Source organism: Rhizobium subbaraonis, from assembly GCF_900220975.1.
In the GTDB taxonomy this organism is placed as follows: Bacteria; Pseudomonadota; Alphaproteobacteria; order Rhizobiales; family Rhizobiaceae; genus Mycoplana; species Mycoplana subbaraonis.
On sequence record NZ_OBQD01000009.1, the window covers coordinates 113,497 to 129,510 of the forward strand.

At 60.4% G+C, this 16,014-nt stretch carries 19 protein-coding genes and 1 pseudogene; 10 read left to right on the top strand and 10 right to left on the bottom strand.

Features of this window, described 5'->3' with window-relative positions; genetic code table 11:
* Positions 1 to 3 precede the first annotated feature (3 nt).
* The 4 genes from CRO48_RS15190 to CRO48_RS15205 all read left to right on the top strand — a co-directional run bounded on the left by CRO48_RS15190 (position 4) and on the right by CRO48_RS15205 (position 2,872).
* Positions 4 to 564 carry a TetR/AcrR family transcriptional regulator gene (locus CRO48_RS15190; protein WP_097140707.1) on the top strand — a complete coding sequence of 187 codons (561 nt, stop codon included), beginning with the start codon at positions 4 to 6 and terminating at the stop codon, positions 562 to 564.
* Positions 565 to 596: 32 nt separating this feature from the next.
* Positions 597 to 938 carry an SMR family transporter gene (locus tag CRO48_RS15195; RefSeq protein WP_097140708.1) on the top strand — a complete coding sequence of 114 codons (342 nt, stop codon included), beginning with the start codon at positions 597 to 599 and terminating at the stop codon, positions 936 to 938.
* A gap of 93 nt (positions 939 to 1,031) precedes the next feature.
* Complete coding sequence (locus CRO48_RS15200) at positions 1,032 to 1,817, top strand: ThuA domain-containing protein (protein WP_097140709.1); 786 nt, start codon at positions 1,032 to 1,034, stop codon at positions 1,815 to 1,817.
* An 8-nt stretch (positions 1,818 to 1,825) separates the two neighbouring features.
* The gene (locus CRO48_RS15205) at positions 1,826 to 2,872 is read left to right on the top strand and encodes a Gfo/Idh/MocA family protein (RefSeq protein WP_097140710.1); all 1,047 of its coding nucleotides are present in this window, start codon (positions 1,826 to 1,828) and stop codon (positions 2,870 to 2,872) included.
* A 90-nt stretch (positions 2,873 to 2,962) separates the two neighbouring features.
* Here CRO48_RS15205 and CRO48_RS15210 read toward each other — a convergent pair whose 3' ends face one another.
* Positions 2,963 to 3,328 carry a DUF488 domain-containing protein gene (locus tag CRO48_RS15210; protein ID WP_097140711.1) on the bottom strand — a complete coding sequence of 122 codons (366 nt, stop codon included), beginning with the start codon at positions 3,326 to 3,328 and terminating at the stop codon, positions 2,963 to 2,965.
* Between the two features lie 56 nt (positions 3,329 to 3,384).
* Positions 3,385 to 3,807 carry a GFA family protein gene (locus CRO48_RS15215; RefSeq protein WP_176526780.1) on the bottom strand — a complete coding sequence of 141 codons (423 nt, stop codon included), beginning with the start codon at positions 3,805 to 3,807 and terminating at the stop codon, positions 3,385 to 3,387.
* A 154-nt stretch (positions 3,808 to 3,961) separates the two neighbouring features.
* Between CRO48_RS15215 and CRO48_RS15220 the strand changes: the two genes are divergently transcribed.
* The 3 genes from CRO48_RS15220 (at position 3,962) to CRO48_RS15230 (ending at position 6,769) form a co-directional block, all read left to right on the top strand.
* Positions 3,962 to 4,432 (top strand): aminoacyl-tRNA deacylase, encoded by a 471-nt coding sequence (locus tag CRO48_RS15220; RefSeq protein WP_097140712.1) that lies wholly within the window; start codon positions 3,962 to 3,964, stop codon positions 4,430 to 4,432.
* 306 nt (positions 4,433 to 4,738) lie between these two features.
* Complete coding sequence (locus tag CRO48_RS15225) at positions 4,739 to 5,662, top strand: DMT family transporter (protein ID WP_097140713.1); 924 nt, start codon at positions 4,739 to 4,741, stop codon at positions 5,660 to 5,662.
* A gap of 348 nt (positions 5,663 to 6,010) precedes the next feature.
* Entirely contained in the window at positions 6,011 to 6,769 is a 759-nt protein-coding gene (locus tag CRO48_RS15230) for an SDR family oxidoreductase (protein ID WP_097140714.1), read from the top strand.
* Between the two features lie 508 nt (positions 6,770 to 7,277).
* Here the strand turns inward: CRO48_RS15230 and CRO48_RS15235 are convergent.
* The gene (locus tag CRO48_RS15235) at positions 7,278 to 8,318 is read right to left on the bottom strand and encodes a hypothetical protein (protein WP_097140715.1); all 1,041 of its coding nucleotides are present in this window, start codon (positions 8,316 to 8,318) and stop codon (positions 7,278 to 7,280) included.
* Positions 8,319 to 8,443: 125 nt separating this feature from the next.
* Here CRO48_RS15235 and CRO48_RS15240 point away from each other — a divergent pair.
* Both CRO48_RS15240 and CRO48_RS15245 read left to right on the top strand, forming a co-directional pair.
* Positions 8,444 to 9,051 (top strand): annotated as a pseudogene (locus CRO48_RS15240) (quinone oxidoreductase family protein); the annotation flags it as partial.
* Between the two features lie 211 nt (positions 9,052 to 9,262).
* Positions 9,263 to 9,841 carry a carboxymuconolactone decarboxylase family protein gene (locus tag CRO48_RS15245; RefSeq protein ID WP_097140716.1) on the top strand — a complete coding sequence of 193 codons (579 nt, stop codon included), beginning with the start codon at positions 9,263 to 9,265 and terminating at the stop codon, positions 9,839 to 9,841.
* 163 nt (positions 9,842 to 10,004) lie between these two features.
* Here CRO48_RS15245 and CRO48_RS15250 read toward each other — a convergent pair whose 3' ends face one another.
* From CRO48_RS15250 to CRO48_RS15260, 3 genes are all read right to left on the bottom strand, one after another.
* Positions 10,005 to 10,478 carry a methyltransferase family protein gene (locus CRO48_RS15250; RefSeq protein WP_097140717.1) on the bottom strand — a complete coding sequence of 158 codons (474 nt, stop codon included), beginning with the start codon at positions 10,476 to 10,478 and terminating at the stop codon, positions 10,005 to 10,007.
* Between the two features lie 84 nt (positions 10,479 to 10,562).
* Entirely contained in the window at positions 10,563 to 10,943 is a 381-nt protein-coding gene (locus CRO48_RS15255) for an antibiotic biosynthesis monooxygenase family protein (protein WP_097140718.1), read from the bottom strand.
* Between the two features lie 56 nt (positions 10,944 to 10,999).
* Entirely contained in the window at positions 11,000 to 11,893 is an 894-nt protein-coding gene (locus tag CRO48_RS15260) for an NAD(P)/FAD-dependent oxidoreductase (RefSeq protein ID WP_210201994.1), read from the bottom strand.
* Between the two features lie 219 nt (positions 11,894 to 12,112).
* Here CRO48_RS15260 and CRO48_RS15265 point away from each other — a divergent pair, with 219 nt between their 5' ends.
* Positions 12,113 to 12,760, top strand: coding sequence for a TetR/AcrR family transcriptional regulator (locus CRO48_RS15265; protein ID WP_097140720.1), 648 nt, complete (start codon positions 12,113 to 12,115; stop codon positions 12,758 to 12,760).
* 268 nt (positions 12,761 to 13,028) lie between these two features.
* On the opposite strand, the gene CRO48_RS15270 is transcribed toward CRO48_RS15265, so the two are convergent.
* Genes CRO48_RS15270 through CRO48_RS15285 form a run of 4 tightly spaced genes read right to left on the bottom strand, consistent with a single transcriptional unit; the run spans position 13,029 to position 16,003 of the window.
* Positions 13,029 to 13,598 carry a HupE/UreJ family protein gene (locus CRO48_RS15270; protein ID WP_245423535.1) on the bottom strand — a complete coding sequence of 190 codons (570 nt, stop codon included), beginning with the start codon at positions 13,596 to 13,598 and terminating at the stop codon, positions 13,029 to 13,031.
* Positions 13,599 to 13,636: 38 nt separating this feature from the next.
* Positions 13,637 to 14,236 carry a HupE/UreJ family protein gene (locus CRO48_RS15275; protein ID WP_097140722.1) on the bottom strand — a complete coding sequence of 200 codons (600 nt, stop codon included), beginning with the start codon at positions 14,234 to 14,236 and terminating at the stop codon, positions 13,637 to 13,639.
* The gene (locus tag CRO48_RS15280; RefSeq protein ID WP_097140723.1) at positions 14,233 to 15,201 is read right to left on the bottom strand and encodes a HupE/UreJ family protein; all 969 of its coding nucleotides are present in this window, start codon (positions 15,199 to 15,201) and stop codon (positions 14,233 to 14,235) included. The genes CRO48_RS15275 and CRO48_RS15280 overlap by 4 nt, the downstream gene beginning before the upstream one ends.
* Positions 15,113 to 16,003, bottom strand: coding sequence for a site-specific DNA-methyltransferase (locus CRO48_RS15285; protein ID WP_176526770.1), 891 nt, complete (start codon positions 16,001 to 16,003; stop codon positions 15,113 to 15,115). Before CRO48_RS15285 ends, CRO48_RS15280 begins: the two co-directional genes overlap by 89 nt.
* Positions 16,004 to 16,014 lie beyond the last annotated feature (11 nt).

The window sequence follows — 16,014 nt, forward strand, 5'->3', positions numbered from 1 at the left end:
GCAATGAGCAATGCCCACAAGCGCAAGAAAGATCCGGAGGCCGTTCGCGAGCTCCTGCTGGAGGTCGCCGCATCCCTTTGCCTCGAGAAAGGGGCGGCCAGCCTGCGGCTCGATGCGGTCGCCGCGGAGGCTGGCATCAGCAAGGGGGGATTGCTGCATCATTTTCCGAGCAAGGCCGACCTCCTGGTCGGTATGCTGGACGACCTGATCGCACGGCTTGAGGCGGCTATCGAAGGCGAGATGCGTGACGATGTGCAGCCACACGGACGCTTCACGCGCGCCTACCTGAAAGTCTGCTTTGCACCCGGCGGAATGCAGGAGGGCGCGCGTTGGAAGGCGATGACCGGCGCGCTTTTGGCGGAGCCGCAGCTTCGCCGGCGTTGGCAGGACTGGATCACGCAACAGGCCGAACGGCACGCAGATACCGATTCCTCGCCGGATTGCGAACTGGTGCGCTTTGCGGCCGACGGGCTGTGGCTCGCCTCGCTGCTGGAGAGCCACACGCTGGAGCCGGCGCGCGCGCAGACGCTGCTGCAGCGCCTGCTCGAACTCACGCGATCCTGAAACAGCGCCTACCTCGTATCTCGGAGATTTCCATGAACCTTCCCGTCGTCTATTCCGTGCTTGTGCTTGCGATCGTGTTCGAAGTGCTTGGCACGTCGGCGATGCAGGCGGCGCAGCATTTCACGCGGCTCGGGCCGACCGTGGTCATGATCGTCTGCTACGCCGTCGCCTTCTATTTTCTGTCCTGGAGCCTGCGTTATGTCTCCGTCGGGATCGCCTATGCGATCTGGAGCGGGCTTGGCATCGTGCTGATCTCGCTGGTCGGGCTCGTCGTCTTCGGGCAGAAGCTGGATGTACCGGCGATCATCGGGCTGGGGCTGATCGTTGCCGGCGTGATGGTGCTGAACCTGTTCTCCAAGTCCTCCTTTCACTGATAAGCTCGATTTGCGCTTGCCAAGCGAAAGAAAGCCTCTAAAAATGCCATCCAAAACGCTTTGGATCATTTTTTCGGCACTCTGGAGGAGCGTATGGCGATCAGGACAATCGTGTGGGGAGAAAACATCCACGAGCAGACGAACGACGTGGTGCGCTCAATCTATCCGGACGGGATGCACGCGGTCATCGCCAAGGCGTTGAACGAACATCCAGACATCGAAGCGACCACCGCGACGCTGCAGGAGGAGGAGCACGGCCTGCCTCAAGGCCGGCTCGACCAGGCCGACGTGCTGGTGTGGTGGGGGCACAAGGACCATGGCGCTGTGTCGGATGCGCTGGTGGAGCGGATCGCCGCGCGTGTCTGGGAGGGGATGGGGCTCGTCGTTCTGCACTCCGGCCATTTTTCTAAAATTTTCAAACGTTTGATGGGAACGCCCTGCGCCCTGAAATGGCGCGAGGCGGGCGAGCGGGAGCGTGTCTGGGTTGTCAATCCGCGCCATCCGATCGCAGCCGGCCTGCCGGAGCATTTCGTGCTGGAGAACGAGGAGATGTATGGCGAGGCCTTCTCCGTGCCGGAGCCGCTGGAGACGGTGTTCATCTCGTGGTTTGCGGGCGGCGAGGTGTTCCGTTCAGGCATGACCTGGCGCCGCGGCGCAGGCAACATCTTCTATTTCCGCCCCGGCCACGAGACCTATCCGACCTATCACGACGCCACGGTACAGGCGGTGCTGCGCAACGGCGTGACGTGGGCGTACAACCCGCAAGCGCGCTACGACGCGATCCACGATGCGCCCAACGTGCCTGTTGAAAGCGCTTTGGAACCGATCTCAGAGCGCGGGCCGCGGCTGCACCAGGCCGGCGAAGCCGGATATCGGTGAGCGGTGTCATGAGGCTTCTCATCCTTGGAACCGGCGGCATGGCCAACGCCCATGCAGAACACTTCTCCGCCATCCCCGGCGTCGAGCTGGCCGCCGCCGTCGATGTCGATCCGGCCATGGCGACGGCGTTTGCCGAACGGCACGGCATTGCGAAGGTTTTCACCGATCTCGATGCGGCGATCGCCTGGGGCGCGTTCGACGCTGCGACCAACGTGACGCCGGACCGCGTGCATCACCCCACCACGCTGGCGCTGCTTGCCGCCGGCAAGCATGTCCTGTGCGAAAAGCCGCTCGCCGAGAATTTCGAGAAAGCCGAGGAAATGGCCCGGGCAGCGGAAGCGTCCGGACAGGTGGCGATGGTGAACCTTACCTATCGCAACGTTGCCCCCCTGCAGAAGGCGCGCGAACTGGTGCTTACCGGTGCGATCGGCCGCGTGCGCCACATCGAGGCGTCGTATCTGCAGAGTTGGCTGGTGTCGCGAGCCTGGGGCGACTGGACGAGCCAGAGCCAATGGCTTTGGCGTCTTTCGACGCGCCACGGGTCGAACGGCGTGCTCGGCGACGTTGGCATCCATATCCTCGATTTCGCCAGCTACGGCAGCGGCAGCGACGTCGAGACGCTTTTTGCCCGGACCAAGGCCTTCGACAAGGCGCCGGGCAACCGCATCGGCGAATACGACCTCGACGCCAATGACAGCTTCACGATGACGGCGGAATTCGCCAATGGCGCGCTCGGCGTCATCCATGCCAGCCGCTGGGCGACCGGCCACCTGAACGAACTGCGGCTGCGCATGCATGGCGACAAGGGCGGGCTGGAGGTGATCCACACGCCGGCGGGTTCAAGCCTGCGGGGTTGCCTTGGCGTGGACGTGGAAAATGCCGTCTGGCGCGACATCGATGCTGGCATCGTTTCGACCAACTATGAACGCTTCGTCACGGCGGTGCGCGAGGGGCGCCATGCCGTCGAGCCCGGATTCCGCCATGCGGCGAACCTGCAAAAAGTCCTGGATCTGGCGATCGCGGCGGAGAAGGAGCGACGCGAACTCAGCGTCTGAGCTTGTTGGCGCGCGCCGGCTAGCCGATCCGATGGCGGATTGATGGCGGCAGGCACAGGACGCTCTCCTCTACCAAGGGCTGCGTCCGGCTCACCCGCCATGCTGTGCCAGCCATGCTTTCAGCGCGGCGGCATTGTTGTGTTGCTCGTCCTTTGCCGCATAGAGCAGCGTCACAGGGCCATTTTTTTCCTTGTCGCGCAATGTCGAAAGTGCCGCCTGCGGCCCGTCGCCCGCGAGCTCTGCCGCATAGGCGGCGCAGAACACCTGCCACTGTTCGGGCCGGGCATGAAAGCGCTTGCGCAGGTCGTCGCTCGGGGAAAGGTCCTTCAGCCAGAGGTCAATGCCCGCCTTTGCCTTGCTGATACCGCGCGGCCAGAGCCGATCGACGAGGATGCGCGTGCCGTCTGTCCCGGCGGCCGGCTCGTAGACACGTTTCAGTCGAATGTTCACCGGCATTCCCCCTTTGTCGGCTTGCTGCCTTGTTGCGGCGCGCGCTGCGGACCGGCAGCCCGTCATTCAGGCATGAGTTCGCCCGATCCGCCGGCTTCGGGTGGAAAGTCGCGCAGCTTCGGCAGGCCGTCGCGGACCGGCAGCACCGCTTCGGCATAATTGATGTGGACGGACGGCGCAAAGGCGAAGTCCCGCAGGATGCCGGGGCGGATATCGGTGAGGCCGAGGCCGGGATGCTCGGTCAGCACGTGTCCGCCGCAGTCAAGGCAGTGCCGGCGCTCGCTCATGCCGGACTTGTTGAAACGGCCCAGGCGCCCGGCGCCGCGCGAGACCACGACCTTGTCCTGCGGCCACAGCACGTAGCCGCTCATCGGGCCGCCGGAATAGGTACGGCAGGACGTGCAGTGGCAATAGCCCATCTCCAGTGGCGTGCCCTCCGCTCTGATCTCCACGGCGCCGCAAAAGCACGCGCCCGAATGAAACACAGCCATGTCCGCTCCTCCCTCCGACCGCCACGATTTTCTCGCAGCGTTGCCGTTCATGGCAAGGGTGTTTGCAGCCGCCGCTTTGTTGACTTCGACCAGGATGGGAGGAAAATGATCCTTTCGCGTGGCCAGTTTTCTGAAGAAGGGCGCTTCCATGAGCATCGCCGGCAAGCTTCAGCACTATATCGAACGGGAAGGTGTCGCCTATGACATCGTTCCCCACCATCGCACGGCAACGACGAGCCAATCGGCGCAGGCGGCTCATATCCCCGGCAGCAGGCTGGCCAAAGCCGTGGTCGTCCACCACGAGGCGGGCTATCTTCTGGCGGTCGTGCCGAGCACGCACCGGGTGGAGCTCACCACCCTGCAGGACGCCATGGACCGCAGGCTCGGGCTCGCGTCCGAAGACGAGGTCTGCCAGCTCTTCTCCGATTGCGAGGAAGGGGCAGCGCCGCCGCTCGGGATGGCCTACGACGTCCCGGTCGTGCTCGACGAGAGCTTCGGCCATATCAGCGACGTTTATTTCGAGGCCGGCGACCACCGCAACCTGGTGCATGTCACCGGGCCGAACTTCATGGCGCTGATGAAGGACGCCCAGATCGCCCGCATCGGCCGGCCGCACTAGCAGCGTCTGCGAGCGCTGCTTCTGCGGACCGCACGCCACACGTCCCTTGGCGCCCATCGGTACTGCATTTTTCGAAAGACAGCAGGGCGAGCGCGTCGATGTCCTGCATCGTCATGTCGTGGTCGCGCAACGGACGCGGAATGTGCGCGCCGGTACGCCCGTTTGGACCTGAACGGCCGGCATCAGAAGCGACGATCATTTCCATCTCCAGATCTCTGTTTTCGGATCGCATCCGTGCGTCTTTCCCAAAAGTGGCGAGACTCATGCTAGGAGCGGGGCGACCTCATCCTCATTTGAAGCAGTGCAATGAACATCAAGTCCCGCGGTTACCTCTTCGCGCTCCTGGCGGTGACCATCTTTGCGGCCCAGGACGGCATCACGAAGTACCTTGGTGACCGGTATCCGCCCATCCTCGTGACCATGATACGCTTCTGGGCGTTCGCGCTGTTCGTGTCCTGCCTGGCCGCAACGTCTTCCGGCGGCATCCGCGGTGCGATCACCACGCGCCGTCCGTGGCTGCAGATCTCCCGCGGGATCCTGCTGGTGGCGGAAATCGTGGTGATCGTTTTCGCCTACAAGACAGCCGGGCTCGCCATGAGCCAATCGATATTCCAGGTGACGCCACTATTCATCACCCTGCTATCCGTGCCTCTTCTCGGTGAAAAAGTGGGCTGGAAACGCGCTTCCGCCGTCGTCGTCGGTCTTTTCGGCGTGCTGATCATCATCAACCCGGTCGACGTGCATTTCGACGCTTCGCTGCTGTTGCCGCTGACGGCGGCCGCCATGTTCGCCTTGTACAGCATCGCCACGCGCGCCGTCAGCCATGAGGATTCGTCGACCACCAGCGTCTTTTATGCGGGCGTGGTGGGAGGGCTGGCGATCTCGCTGATCGGGCCGTTCTACTGGACCGAGGTCAAGCCTTCGGACTGGTACGTGCTGGGGGCTCTCTGCGTCTGCGGCACGTTGAGCCACTATTTCCTGATCCGCGCCTATGCGATCCTTCCGGCAGCGGAACTTCAGCCCGTCACCTACCTGCAGCTCGTCCTCAACGTCTGCATCGCCGTGCTTTTCTTCGGAGAGCGCGTAACGACGAACATGGTCGCCGGTGCGCTCATCGTGGTCGGGGCAGGCCTTTTTACCGTTTGGCGGGAACATCAACTCGCCAGGAAGACCGAGGCAGCCGCTCAGCGGGGGCAGGGCGACGGTGCGTCCGGGCTGGGAGGCGGGTGACGTTTCGTTCAGGAGGATAGTCGCGCAGCCGTGCGGAAAAGCGCAGACGTTTCTCTGTCACCAAGCTCTCTCCACGGCCTCGGCACTTCCGCCAAGAGCGAAAAGTCTGCCGTGTTTGGAGGCAGTTCAGGAGGCAAAGAAGCGCGGCAGTTCCTCAAGACGAAGCTTCTTCTGGGCACCCTCTTGCATCCGCCCAATCCGTTTTGCCAGATCGAGCCGGGCCGTCGTTACCTCGTTCCTGACCAGTGAGAACTTTCTGTCGCCCCAACAGGCCACGGGCAGGAAACGGGTGGCGGCTAATGGATAGGCGCAATAGCCATCTCCTTGCATCATAGCCAGGAGATAAAGATGGAACTGACAAACAAGACAATCATCGTCACCGGTGCGAGCAGCGGCATTGGAGCTGCAGCCGCAAGATTATTTGCATCCGAGGGCGCGAACGTCGTATTGGCGGCCAGACGATCTGACAAACTCCGCTCGGTGGCTGAGGATATTGCCCGAAGCGGCGGTCGAGTCGTCTGGCGCTCGGGCGATGCGCTTGATGGAGCCTATCCTGCCATGCTGACAGAGTTGGCTATTGAGAGCTTCGGCAGCTTGCATGGTGCGTTCAACAACGTCGGGGTAGTCGGCGACATGGTCGCAGTGCCTGACATGCCCATCGAAAACTGGAACACAATAATCGCGACAAATCTGACCAGTGCGTTCTGGGCCGCCAAGACGCAAATACCGGTGCTGAAAGAACAGGGCGGCGGCTCCATTGTCTTCACCTCCTCCTTCGTCGGGTTCAGCAACGGCGGGCTGCCTGGTATGGCAGCCTACGCGGCCTCCAAGGCGGGGCTGAACGGGTTTGTTCAATCGCTTGCATCTGACCACGCCGCTGAGGGCATCCGGATCAACGCGCTCTTGCCCGGAGGTACCGTTACCGCTGCGGGTGGCGAAGGCAATCCGGACCTCTTGAGCTTCGTTTCTGGCCTGCACCCGATGAAGAGGATGGCTTCTGCAACGGAGATTGCCCAGGCCGCACTTTTCCTTCTCTCGGATCGGTCCCAGTTCATGACCGGCAGCCCCATGATCGTCGATGGAGGCATGTCGGTACGTCTTCTGTAACCGATGAAGCTGGTGTCGCAATTGGCGGAGTTCGTTGCGACACCTCTCACCACAAAGCAGTCATCTGACTCGGTCGAATGTCCAATCTGGCCGCCGTCTCAATGACTGCAGCATCCCACCGCTCGTCGCTCACCTTGACAGGCGGCACCAGTCTTCGGAGCTGCATAAGACATCTTGGTCAAGATGCGACTGGGACAACGCTTACTGAAGAGCCTCCAAGGGCATCCTCAATAGTCAGGCTCATTCATACGGCGATGAAACTTCAGGGGCTAGCCTCTCAGGCGCAAACCTTAGCGGCCTTGCCACGAAGTGGTGTGAAAGCGCTCCCTTGGTTCGTCGCCGGTGGGTGGGGCGCTCATTGATTCTATTTGCTTTTTTTGGGGGCTTCAAAAAGGTGGCGGCTGAACGCTCTAGTAGGTTTGGTCATCTCAACCCGGTTTCGGACTAGACTCAAACAAAAAGGGCCCGCTTTCGCGGGCCCTTTCAGATTAGAAATAGTACGTCCGTCCTATCGATAGAATCGTCGGATATCTTTTCTCCGGTAGAAGAGTGACGGTCGACTGGCTGAGACGGACTGATCGTAGATCGGTCGGATACCCTTTGCGTCCAGTTCCCGGCGGAGCTTCACGGGAGAGATTCCATGTTGCTCGGCCAGCGTCGAAAGTGAAATATGGGTGCGCTCGAAAGCCTTCAGCGATTTCAGCGTTGCATATTTCTGTTGACGCCACGTTGTTGCATTAGCGGCATCGACGCCTTTGAGAAATCCAAGTTTCAGGAGTGTCAGGCCTGTGATCCCGGAAGCTTTCAATCGCCGGCTGACTTCCCGCCAATATACAAACTGATCTCCGGCAAATAGCTTGGACGCCGCATCCTGCCGCGTTTCGTTCGCGGTCCTACGACGCTTGGCTTCGATACCTGCTCGGAGCTCCGTGGGATCGACCAAGTAGCGGCAGAGAAGGCTACTGTCGGGGGAACGACGAAGGCTGGGTAGTTTACCGTTTAAGGCCAGCTCGAAGATTTCATGTTTCTTGCATCGGGCGATACGGCATGCATTGACCAGATCATCAAGCCTCGCGATTTCGCTATCGTCAGCGATGTCTGCAGTTAGCCTCTCGAGGAAATCGGCAGCATCTTGTTTTCTGACGCGGGAGTATACGCGAGAATTCCCGAATGCCTCGACCCGGGGCATCAGATTGGCGTCGAGCATCGACCTTACGGTATCGATGTCGGTACCGAAGATCGACGCGATTTCCGACGTCGTGAGGGTTTCGAGGGCGGCGGTCAAAACTTCATGACCACGGTCAGCATCGAAATAAATTCTCCCGCTTGTCAGTTCCGATGGTCCGACAAGGCCAGCCTGGACGACGAGATTGTAGACCCGGTCCTCCATCATGTTGTACTCGATGCTTGCTGAGCGCACCGAGTGGAGAAATCTCCGGCTGGTGCCGAGCACGAATGTCTCTTCCGTGCCGATTGGGAGATGCCGTTCGGCGATGCCCTGGAAGAGTTTAACGACGCCCGCGAATTCTTCCCGCTTGTAGTTGCGCAAGAGCCATTCGCGCAAGCTGCCGAATACGCTTTGAAACTCACCTGCCGGTGGTTTTCGCAGGCCAATGACGTCGGCGACAACGGTTTCAATTTTACTCGGACCCTGAGACGCGCGCTTCCGGTGGACTGACTGCGTGGGAAGCCGTGTACGAAAAGGGCAAGGTCGTGTCCGGCGACCATGTCCTGGTGCACGGGGGCGCGGGCGGCCTGGGCCATATCGCGATCCAATACCTTTGAAAGATCGGTGCCCGGACAGCAACCACCGTCTCGACCGATGCCAAGGCGGCCTTCGCTCTGGAAATGGGGGCCGAATTGGCAATCCGCTACCGGAGCCAAGACGTCGTCAAGGAGCTCAAGGCCTGGAGCGGAAAGGACGGCGCTGACGTTGTGTTCGACTTGGCCGGGCACGACAACTTCGCGCGGAGCTTTGAGCATACTGCTGCTTACGGCCGCCTGGTGAACACTGTAGTCTCTGATTGGCCCAAAGGCGGCAACGCGATGGCCGAATGGAAAACCTAAACCTCTCGTTCGTCAACATCGGTCTACCGCAGATCGCTCGCGATCATCGGAACAGGCTGCGACAAGTCAAGATACTCAAGGCGATCGCCGACATGGTCGATCGTGGAGCGCTGTGCGCTCATATCGACCGCCTAGTTTCGTTTGAAGGCGTCGGCGACGCGCATCGGGCACTGGAAGCGGGCGAAACCATTGGCCGGGTCGTCCTGCTCATTTGACGTTTTGACCAAAGGAGCGTGAGATGGGAAAACAATGACCCGTTGTCAATCAGCACAGACAGGCCAGAATCGACACGCCTTTGGTAGTCTGCCTGCGCCTTCCTGATCCCATTGCTTTCTAGGGAACGACACTCTGGTCTTCAATCGGTCGTCAGGCAGACCACACGCTTCCAAGGCAGAGTTCAGTTCACAGCAGCCCAAGGAGGAGAAGGTGTTCCTACGAACCATAGAGCCGGCCGAGGCCGAAGGCGAAGTGGCGTCGATCTATGCTAACGAGTTGGCGTCGATGGGACGCGTAATGCAGGCCACACAATGCTGGTCAGCAAGGCCGGACATCCTCGCGCCGGTCGAGCACCTGTTGCACCAGATCAGAGATGGATTTTCCCTGGGCCTGATCAACTTCCGGCTCATCACGCTGGTGGCGGCCAAGCACGTGCCGTCCGGCTATTGCTCCCACGTCTACTTCAAGGCGCTTTCCGGCATGATCGGGAGGGAACAGACGCTGGCCGTGCATCGCGATTATCGCAACGCCGGGCTCACAGATCAGCAGGTCGCCATGCTGGCTTACGCCGAGCAGATCACGATCGATGCCTCTCGCATAAGCCGGGCCGATATCGACTATCTCCGTACCGTGGGGTTCACGGACCTAAATATCGCCGATATCGCTCTCGCCGCCTCGTTCCGCAATTTCCTGAGCCGATATTTCGATGCAGTCGGGGCCGAGGCGGAGCCGGACTTTCTGGATGGCGATCTGAGTGTCCGAGCTGAATTGTCGGTGGCTCGCCGCTAGTTTACGAGTTTCCGCAACCCGCCTTCAAGCACGAACCCGCTACGCGGAAATGATCTCCGCCGTGAGCTGCTGGCGGCCACCGAGGGGCCGGTGGCGGCCTGTCCGCTCTTCAGCGTGAGGTGCGTCGATAGCTCATTTGTGGCGGCAAGCGGTGACCAAATAGTCAGAACCAGCGGCGAACCCTGGCTTTGTAGCGTCGGTACTCTTCGCCGAATTTCGCTTCGAGATAGCGTTCCTCGCGGGCGATTGCCTGCGTCTGGATCGTGATCAGCACCAAGGGCAATAGGGCGAAGGCAATTGGCGCGTCGAAGCCGATCGCAAGGCCGGCATAGATAAACGCCATGGCGAGATACATAGGATTGCGGGTCCATCGATAGGGACCGGTCGTGGCGATGTGGGTCGTTGGCCGCGAGGGTGGCGCGTTGGTGCCAAGCCGGCGGAACAGCCCCGCAGCCGCAAGCATCATTGCCGCACCGGCAACGAACAGCAGCGCACCCGTTGCGACCAGCAACCGCCAGTCGATGCCGAAGAAGCGCAGGGTGACGAACCGCTCAGCCACCAGCCCCAACAGCAGCGCTCCCAGATAGACGAAGGGCGGAGGGAAACGCACACCCGCGTTGTCCGGTTCGACGGCCATGCTCATCCTCCAATCTGCGCTCTCAAACCAGCGTCGATCGCTGGGCGGACATACCCGCCGCCGCGCCACGCCATATTTTCTTACTCAGGCCGTACAAAAGCCGGGGACGGCTACCTTTTGGAACAGGTGCGGTCTGGCTTCGACCGATGACGGATATGCTGGAAGTTTCGCGAGGAACTCGGGATCAGTGAAGGCAGCGCGGACCGCCTCGGTGGATTCCCACACCACATTGTTCAGGTAGGTCGGGCTATCGCCGATCGCTCGATGCAGTTGCATGGAAATGAAGCCCGGTTGCCTCGTTATGATCTTGGCAGCCGCCTTGAAGGCGTCCAGGAAGTCCGCTTCGTCTGCGGGATCGACGACCGTAAAGAGGTTGATGAGCACGAGAGGCGCGGCCGCGATTCCGAGTTGGCGGTCAAACGGAAATTTCTCGTCCAGAGGTTTGAATGGTTTTGCGGCGGCCACGGTGGCGTTCCTGTCTATTGTGAAATTGAAACTGCGTGATCGAGGCTGCTTGGCACTCAAGTGAGCATCGACTGCTGAGCGAAGATACCCGCCATCGCGCCTTGCCATGTTGCCGTGGTGACTGAGGGGATGCCGGGGTTGGCAAGGTCACCGGCGGCGTAGATGCCTGGCATGCTGGTTTCGCGGCGTTCGTCGGTCTTGAGGGCGATGCCGGTTGGCGTATTGACCGTAGCGAGTCCCAGGGATTCATGAAGGCTTGCGGACGGCTTGTTGCGCGGATGTGCGAACAGGATGTCGACCGCGACATCGGGACCGGTATCGAGCTTGATGGTGGCTCCATGGCTCCCATGACGTGCGATTTCGGTGATCCGGCCATCAACGAGAGGTACCTGGCGGCCCGCCAGATCAGCCCGTATTTCGGGGGGCATGTCGTGACCATCAGCGAAGACAGTCAACCTGTCGGTCCAATCGTGAAACAGCCTGACCTGATTCATCGACTGTGGACCTGACCAGACAAGGCCCCAATGCTGGTCAGCAACTTCGAAGCCGTCGCAGTAGGGGCATGGGATGACGGATGTGCCCCAGTTGTCGGCATAGCCCGGAACATCAGGCATCTGATCAACAACGCCGTAGCTCAGGATCACGCGGCGCGCGCTGAGCGTTTCACCATCGCTGGTAAGGACTGAGAAATTGTCGATGGTACCGGAGATACTGTCGGCGCGGGCATTGACCATCCTGATAGCAGGGTAGCGCGCGAGTTGCTGCCGCGCCTCGGCCAGGATGTCCATGGGAGGCTTGTGATCGTGGCCGAGCATACCATGCGAGCGGCCCGCGAAGCGCTTGCGCTGCAGGCCGGTATCGAGAACAGTGACCTTGCGGCGGGCACGGCCGAGCTGCAGGGCAGCGGCGAGACCGGCAAAGCTACCGCCGATGATGATAACGTGATTCATTGTGTTGGGCTCCGTGTTGCGGGTAGAGGGGGCTGGATTGGATTCTGCGGCAGCCTCAGCAGGAGGGACGCCAATGGCGGAAATTGCGGCCAGCTTCAGCAGTGTTCGTCGTTGCATGGCACCCTCGTGCCTCAGGTCGGCTGAATTTGACTTGCAGATTTCAGATACTGGATGGTATCTTTAAAGCAAATAACGATACTGTCAAGGATCGCAATAGCCATGGGTGAAAATGTCCAAAACCGACGCGGCCGGCCCGCCAACGAGGCGCTTGGTCAAACTATCGTCGATGCAGCGTGCGAACTGTTTGAGGAACTAGGATTTCATGCGGCGACGTTGGATAAGGTCGCCCAGCGTGCGAAGATATCCAAGCTCAGCATCTACAAGCACTTCGAGAACAAGGAGGCGCTGTTTGGCGCAGCTTTTGCGGCCCGCTGCCAGCAGTTAATACCGCAGGCCCTCTTTGAAGGCGTCGATGGTTCAGCCGAAGATCAGCTCATGGCGGCGGGATCGTCACTGCTTCGCACGCTTCTGCGCCCGGAGGTCCGCAATGTCGAGGCCATGGTCATGGCCGACACGGCAAACCAGACGTCGTTGAGCAAGCTCCATTACGAAGCAGGCCCCGCCCATATCATTGCCCAAATCGAGGGCCTGCTGCGTCAGTTGCATGCAAAGGGGGCTTTGAACGTGCCCGATCCTCTCCAGTCCGCCCGCTTGTTTGCAGCACTTTTCAAGGGCTCCGATCTTTTAACTATCGCACGCTTCGACGAGGCGAAAGCTTCGGACGACAACGAAATCGAATCCTATTGCCGCTCGGCCGTCGCCATGTTCATCGCCGCGCACGGCGGCAATGTCGACGCCGGTGGGTAGCCCGACGAGGCTGCGAAGAAACCGTCCGCTTTCGGGAAGTTACAACGGTGGTCTGAATGGCGGAAATGATGGCGCTAAGCGGAAATTATTCCCGCTGTGGGGCCGGATGCTGACCGACCGCTTCTAGCCTGAGATTGTCAAAAGCAGACTGTCAGACTCCATGGAGCATTGGCAGGCGAGCGAGAGCGGGCGACAAGTTCTCAAGACCTAAGCTAGGGAAGCAGACCCCGGCCTGCGAACCGAGGACCCCACCAATAAATCTTGCGTCTCAGCGCAAAGCCCAGCCCAAAAGCAACACTCCGCAGGCGGCCGTCCAACTGCCGACCACCCGTGCCGTGATGCGCGTCCAGTCCCACCGCGCTTTCAACACCGCAGCAGCAACGAGGGCGACGAGCACGAAGGCCACCAACGTTGCCCCGAGAACGGCAAGGGTGCCGTCGCGTGCTCCTGACGGTTCCGACCCGAGTCCGTAGCCCCCGGCGATACCAAGCAGAATCGACAGCGATGCGGTGCCCCAGACGGGCACCGAAGGGTTGGCTGCAGCAAGGCTACCCAAGACTATCAACGGCACGCTTTCATAGGCCCCACTGATACCGAGCGGCCCGACAAGCAGCCCGAGGAATCCAGACAAAAGCCATGTGGCGGGGAGGAATTGGACGGCGGCCCGAGCGTGGGCAACACCGTTAAGTCCGGCAAAGATCGCGAGGGCCACGACCGGAAGCATGGCTTCCGGCGACATTGCGAAATGGGCGGCTCCGTCGAAGAGCGGTCCAAGGCCCGTCGTCATTAGATGCGCGCTGGCGTCGGCAGGTACTGCGGTGAACCCTAGCGTCGCCATCGCGGCTACCCAATGACTCCTCGGGGCCGCATGGGCCGTCATGCGATCGCGTTCCACAGGAAGACAGCGCCCACAACGCCGACCGCGCCACCAGCCACCCTGACCGTGACCTTGCCCCATGGCCATTGGTACAGGAGGCCGATGACGATACCGACAGCGTGCAACAGTCCCGTGCCAACCACGAAACCAAGGCTGAAGAACAGCGCGTTCTCACCGAGCGGCAGTTCGGCACCATGTGCGTAGCCATGGAAGATCGCGAAGAGTCCAACAAGGATCGCCGCCGCGATCATTGGCGGACGAGACTCAGTCAGAACTGCAGCGCCAAGCAGTACGCCGGACAGGGCGATACCGATCTCCACACCCGGCATCGGCACGCCAACAAGACCCAGAAAGCCGCCGAGTGCCATCACGAGCGGGAAAGTGACCGGAAGCAGCCAGATCGCGGGCTTGCCCAATTGCGCGCCCCAAAGACCGACTGCGACCATCGCGACCACATGATCCAGACCCATGATTGGATGGAGGAAGCCGGAGAGAAAGCCGGATGAGCCGCCCGTACCGACGTGGGCTTCGGCGATGCCTGCCGATGACAACAACAACGCGACAACGAGTCCAATGCTCCGCACCAACGTACCTTTCATGCCAATCCCCCAAGCATTGCGACGACACGATCAATCGTCCAGTAAGCGCCCAATCCACCCACGAGGTAGGCAGGCAAGAGTTCCATGCCCCGCGGCAACCTGACCTCGATCGATTTCAGGGCAGCGAAAAGCAGTAGGACGAGTCCCACGAAAGCCAACTGCCCCGCTTCCACGCCGAGATTGAACATCAAGAGGGCAAACGGGATATCACCCTGCGGCAGGCCCAGCGCCGTCAATCCGCTGGCAAATCCGAAGCCATGGAGCAGTCCGAAGGCGAAGGCGACGATCCAGGGATGGCGGATCGTAAAGCTCGTCTGCCCGCGCCAGACACGAACGATTTCAGGGCCAAGGAACATAATCGAGAGCGCGATCATCGCGTTTAGCGGCAGCGCCGGAATTTCGACTTCTCCCAGCGTCGCCACGGCAAGGGTGATGGAATGGGCGACCGTGAAAGCGGTAATGGTCTTGAATAGCATCCAGCGCGAGCGGACGATGAACAAAAGGCCTAAAACGAACAGTAAGTGATCGAGACCCATGAGGATGTGATGAACGCCGCTCGCGAAGTAGACGCGGGCGGCCGCGAATGGGCCGGGATTTGCAGAAAACTCGATCCAGGGCTGAGATGGTTTGACAGTGGCCTGCAGACCGACGAACTCGATGCGCTTGCCGCTCAGACCCACATCAGGCGTCTCGATGATGCGCGTTTCGACAATGGAGTCGGGCAAGTTGCGCTCGGCGGGTTCAGTCACGTTGCGCACAGGTTCGGAAAAACGCAGTGCAACGGGCAGGCGCATGCCCGATAGCGTGGGCGTACGCCAGGTGACGGTGTAGCGGCCTGGACTGCTTTGGTCGATCTGTAGATAGGCAGGCCGGATTTCATGCGCTCCGGCATGAGATACCAGCGACACCAAGGCTATGGCCGCTCCAAGGAGTGGCACTTGACCAATCGCCACGTGGATCGCCATCTGGATTCGAGTACTGAGCTACATTCCTTTGCGACCCCCGAATCTTATTACCGTAGGCGACTATATACTCGTGATCGATGGACGCTCCTGTGACGGTGCGGTTGTCCTTGTTCTGGCGACTCTTCCAAATGAACGTGGCTAAGAAGCTCTCTTCGCCGAAGATGTCATCCATAGCCAGACGCAACGCTGGCAATTCCCCATCGTCGATGCTGATGAAGATCAATCCATCCTTTTTCAGAAGTGACTTTGCTAGCTTGAGACGAGGATACATCATGTTTAACCAGTCGGTATGAAAGCGACCGGATGCCTCGGTGTTGGTTGTAAGCTTTTTGCCGTCGGCCACCTGTCCCGTGAGTTCCAGGTAGTTCAGTATGTTGTCTGAGAAATCATCCGGGTAGACGAAGTCGCCGCCCGAATTGTAAGGTGGGTCGATATAAATAAGCTTAACCTTGCCGGCATAGCTCTTCTGCAGAAGCTTAAGCACCTCTAGATTATCGCCCTCAATCATCAAATTCTGCGTAGTATCCCATTCAACGCTTTCCTCCGGGCACGGTAGCAACGTGCCTGTTGAAGGAGTCAACGCGATCTGCCGCGCCTTGCGCTTGCCATGCCAATTTAAGCCATACTTTTCATCCCGCTCATCGGCGACACCCCCGAGCAGCTGCTTCAAAACCTCGAAATCGACCTTCCCTTCCTTGAACGCATCCGGAAACAGTGTGCGCAAGGCGTCGACATTCTCAGCAACTAAATCGGCGCTTTTTGTCTCAGAGTCGTTCAGATCGAGCTTCTTGATTTCCGGCATGCGTCTCACTC

Excerpts from the sequence above, each read along its gene's own strand:
- CRO48_RS15250 (WP_097140717.1), bottom strand. The coding sequence starts at position 10,478 with ATGGCCGTCGAACCGGACAACGCGGGTGTGCGTTTCCCTCCGCCCTTC.
- CRO48_RS15265 (WP_097140720.1), top strand. The coding sequence starts at position 12,113 with ATGGGTGAAAATGTCCAAAACCGACGCGGCCGGCCCGCCAACGAGGCG.
- CRO48_RS15280 (WP_097140723.1), bottom strand. The coding sequence starts at position 15,201 with ATGGCGATCCACGTGGCGATTGGTCAAGTGCCACTCCTTGGAGCGGCC.
- CRO48_RS15200 (WP_097140709.1), top strand. The coding sequence starts at position 1,032 with ATGGCGATCAGGACAATCGTGTGGGGAGAAAACATCCACGAGCAGACG.
- CRO48_RS15270 (WP_245423535.1), bottom strand. The coding sequence starts at position 13,598 with ATGGCGACGCTAGGGTTCACCGCAGTACCTGCCGACGCCAGCGCGCAT.
- CRO48_RS15195 (WP_097140708.1), top strand. The coding sequence starts at position 597 with ATGAACCTTCCCGTCGTCTATTCCGTGCTTGTGCTTGCGATCGTGTTC.
- CRO48_RS15275 (WP_097140722.1), bottom strand. The coding sequence starts at position 14,236 with ATGAAAGGTACGTTGGTGCGGAGCATTGGACTCGTTGTCGCGTTGTTG.
- CRO48_RS15210 (WP_097140711.1), bottom strand. The coding sequence starts at position 3,328 with ATGCCGGTGAACATTCGACTGAAACGTGTCTACGAGCCGGCCGCCGGG.
- CRO48_RS15220 (WP_097140712.1), top strand. The coding sequence starts at position 3,962 with ATGAGCATCGCCGGCAAGCTTCAGCACTATATCGAACGGGAAGGTGTC.
- CRO48_RS15285 (WP_176526770.1), bottom strand. The coding sequence starts at position 16,003 with ATGCCGGAAATCAAGAAGCTCGATCTGAACGACTCTGAGACAAAAAGC.
- CRO48_RS15230 (WP_097140714.1), top strand. The coding sequence starts at position 6,011 with ATGGAACTGACAAACAAGACAATCATCGTCACCGGTGCGAGCAGCGGC.
- CRO48_RS15205 (WP_097140710.1), top strand. The coding sequence starts at position 1,826 with ATGAGGCTTCTCATCCTTGGAACCGGCGGCATGGCCAACGCCCATGCA.
- CRO48_RS15260 (WP_210201994.1), bottom strand. The coding sequence starts at position 11,893 with ATGAATCACGTTATCATCATCGGCGGTAGCTTTGCCGGTCTCGCCGCT.
- CRO48_RS15190 (WP_097140707.1), top strand. The coding sequence starts at position 4 with ATGAGCAATGCCCACAAGCGCAAGAAAGATCCGGAGGCCGTTCGCGAG.
- CRO48_RS15225 (WP_097140713.1), top strand. The coding sequence starts at position 4,739 with ATGAACATCAAGTCCCGCGGTTACCTCTTCGCGCTCCTGGCGGTGACC.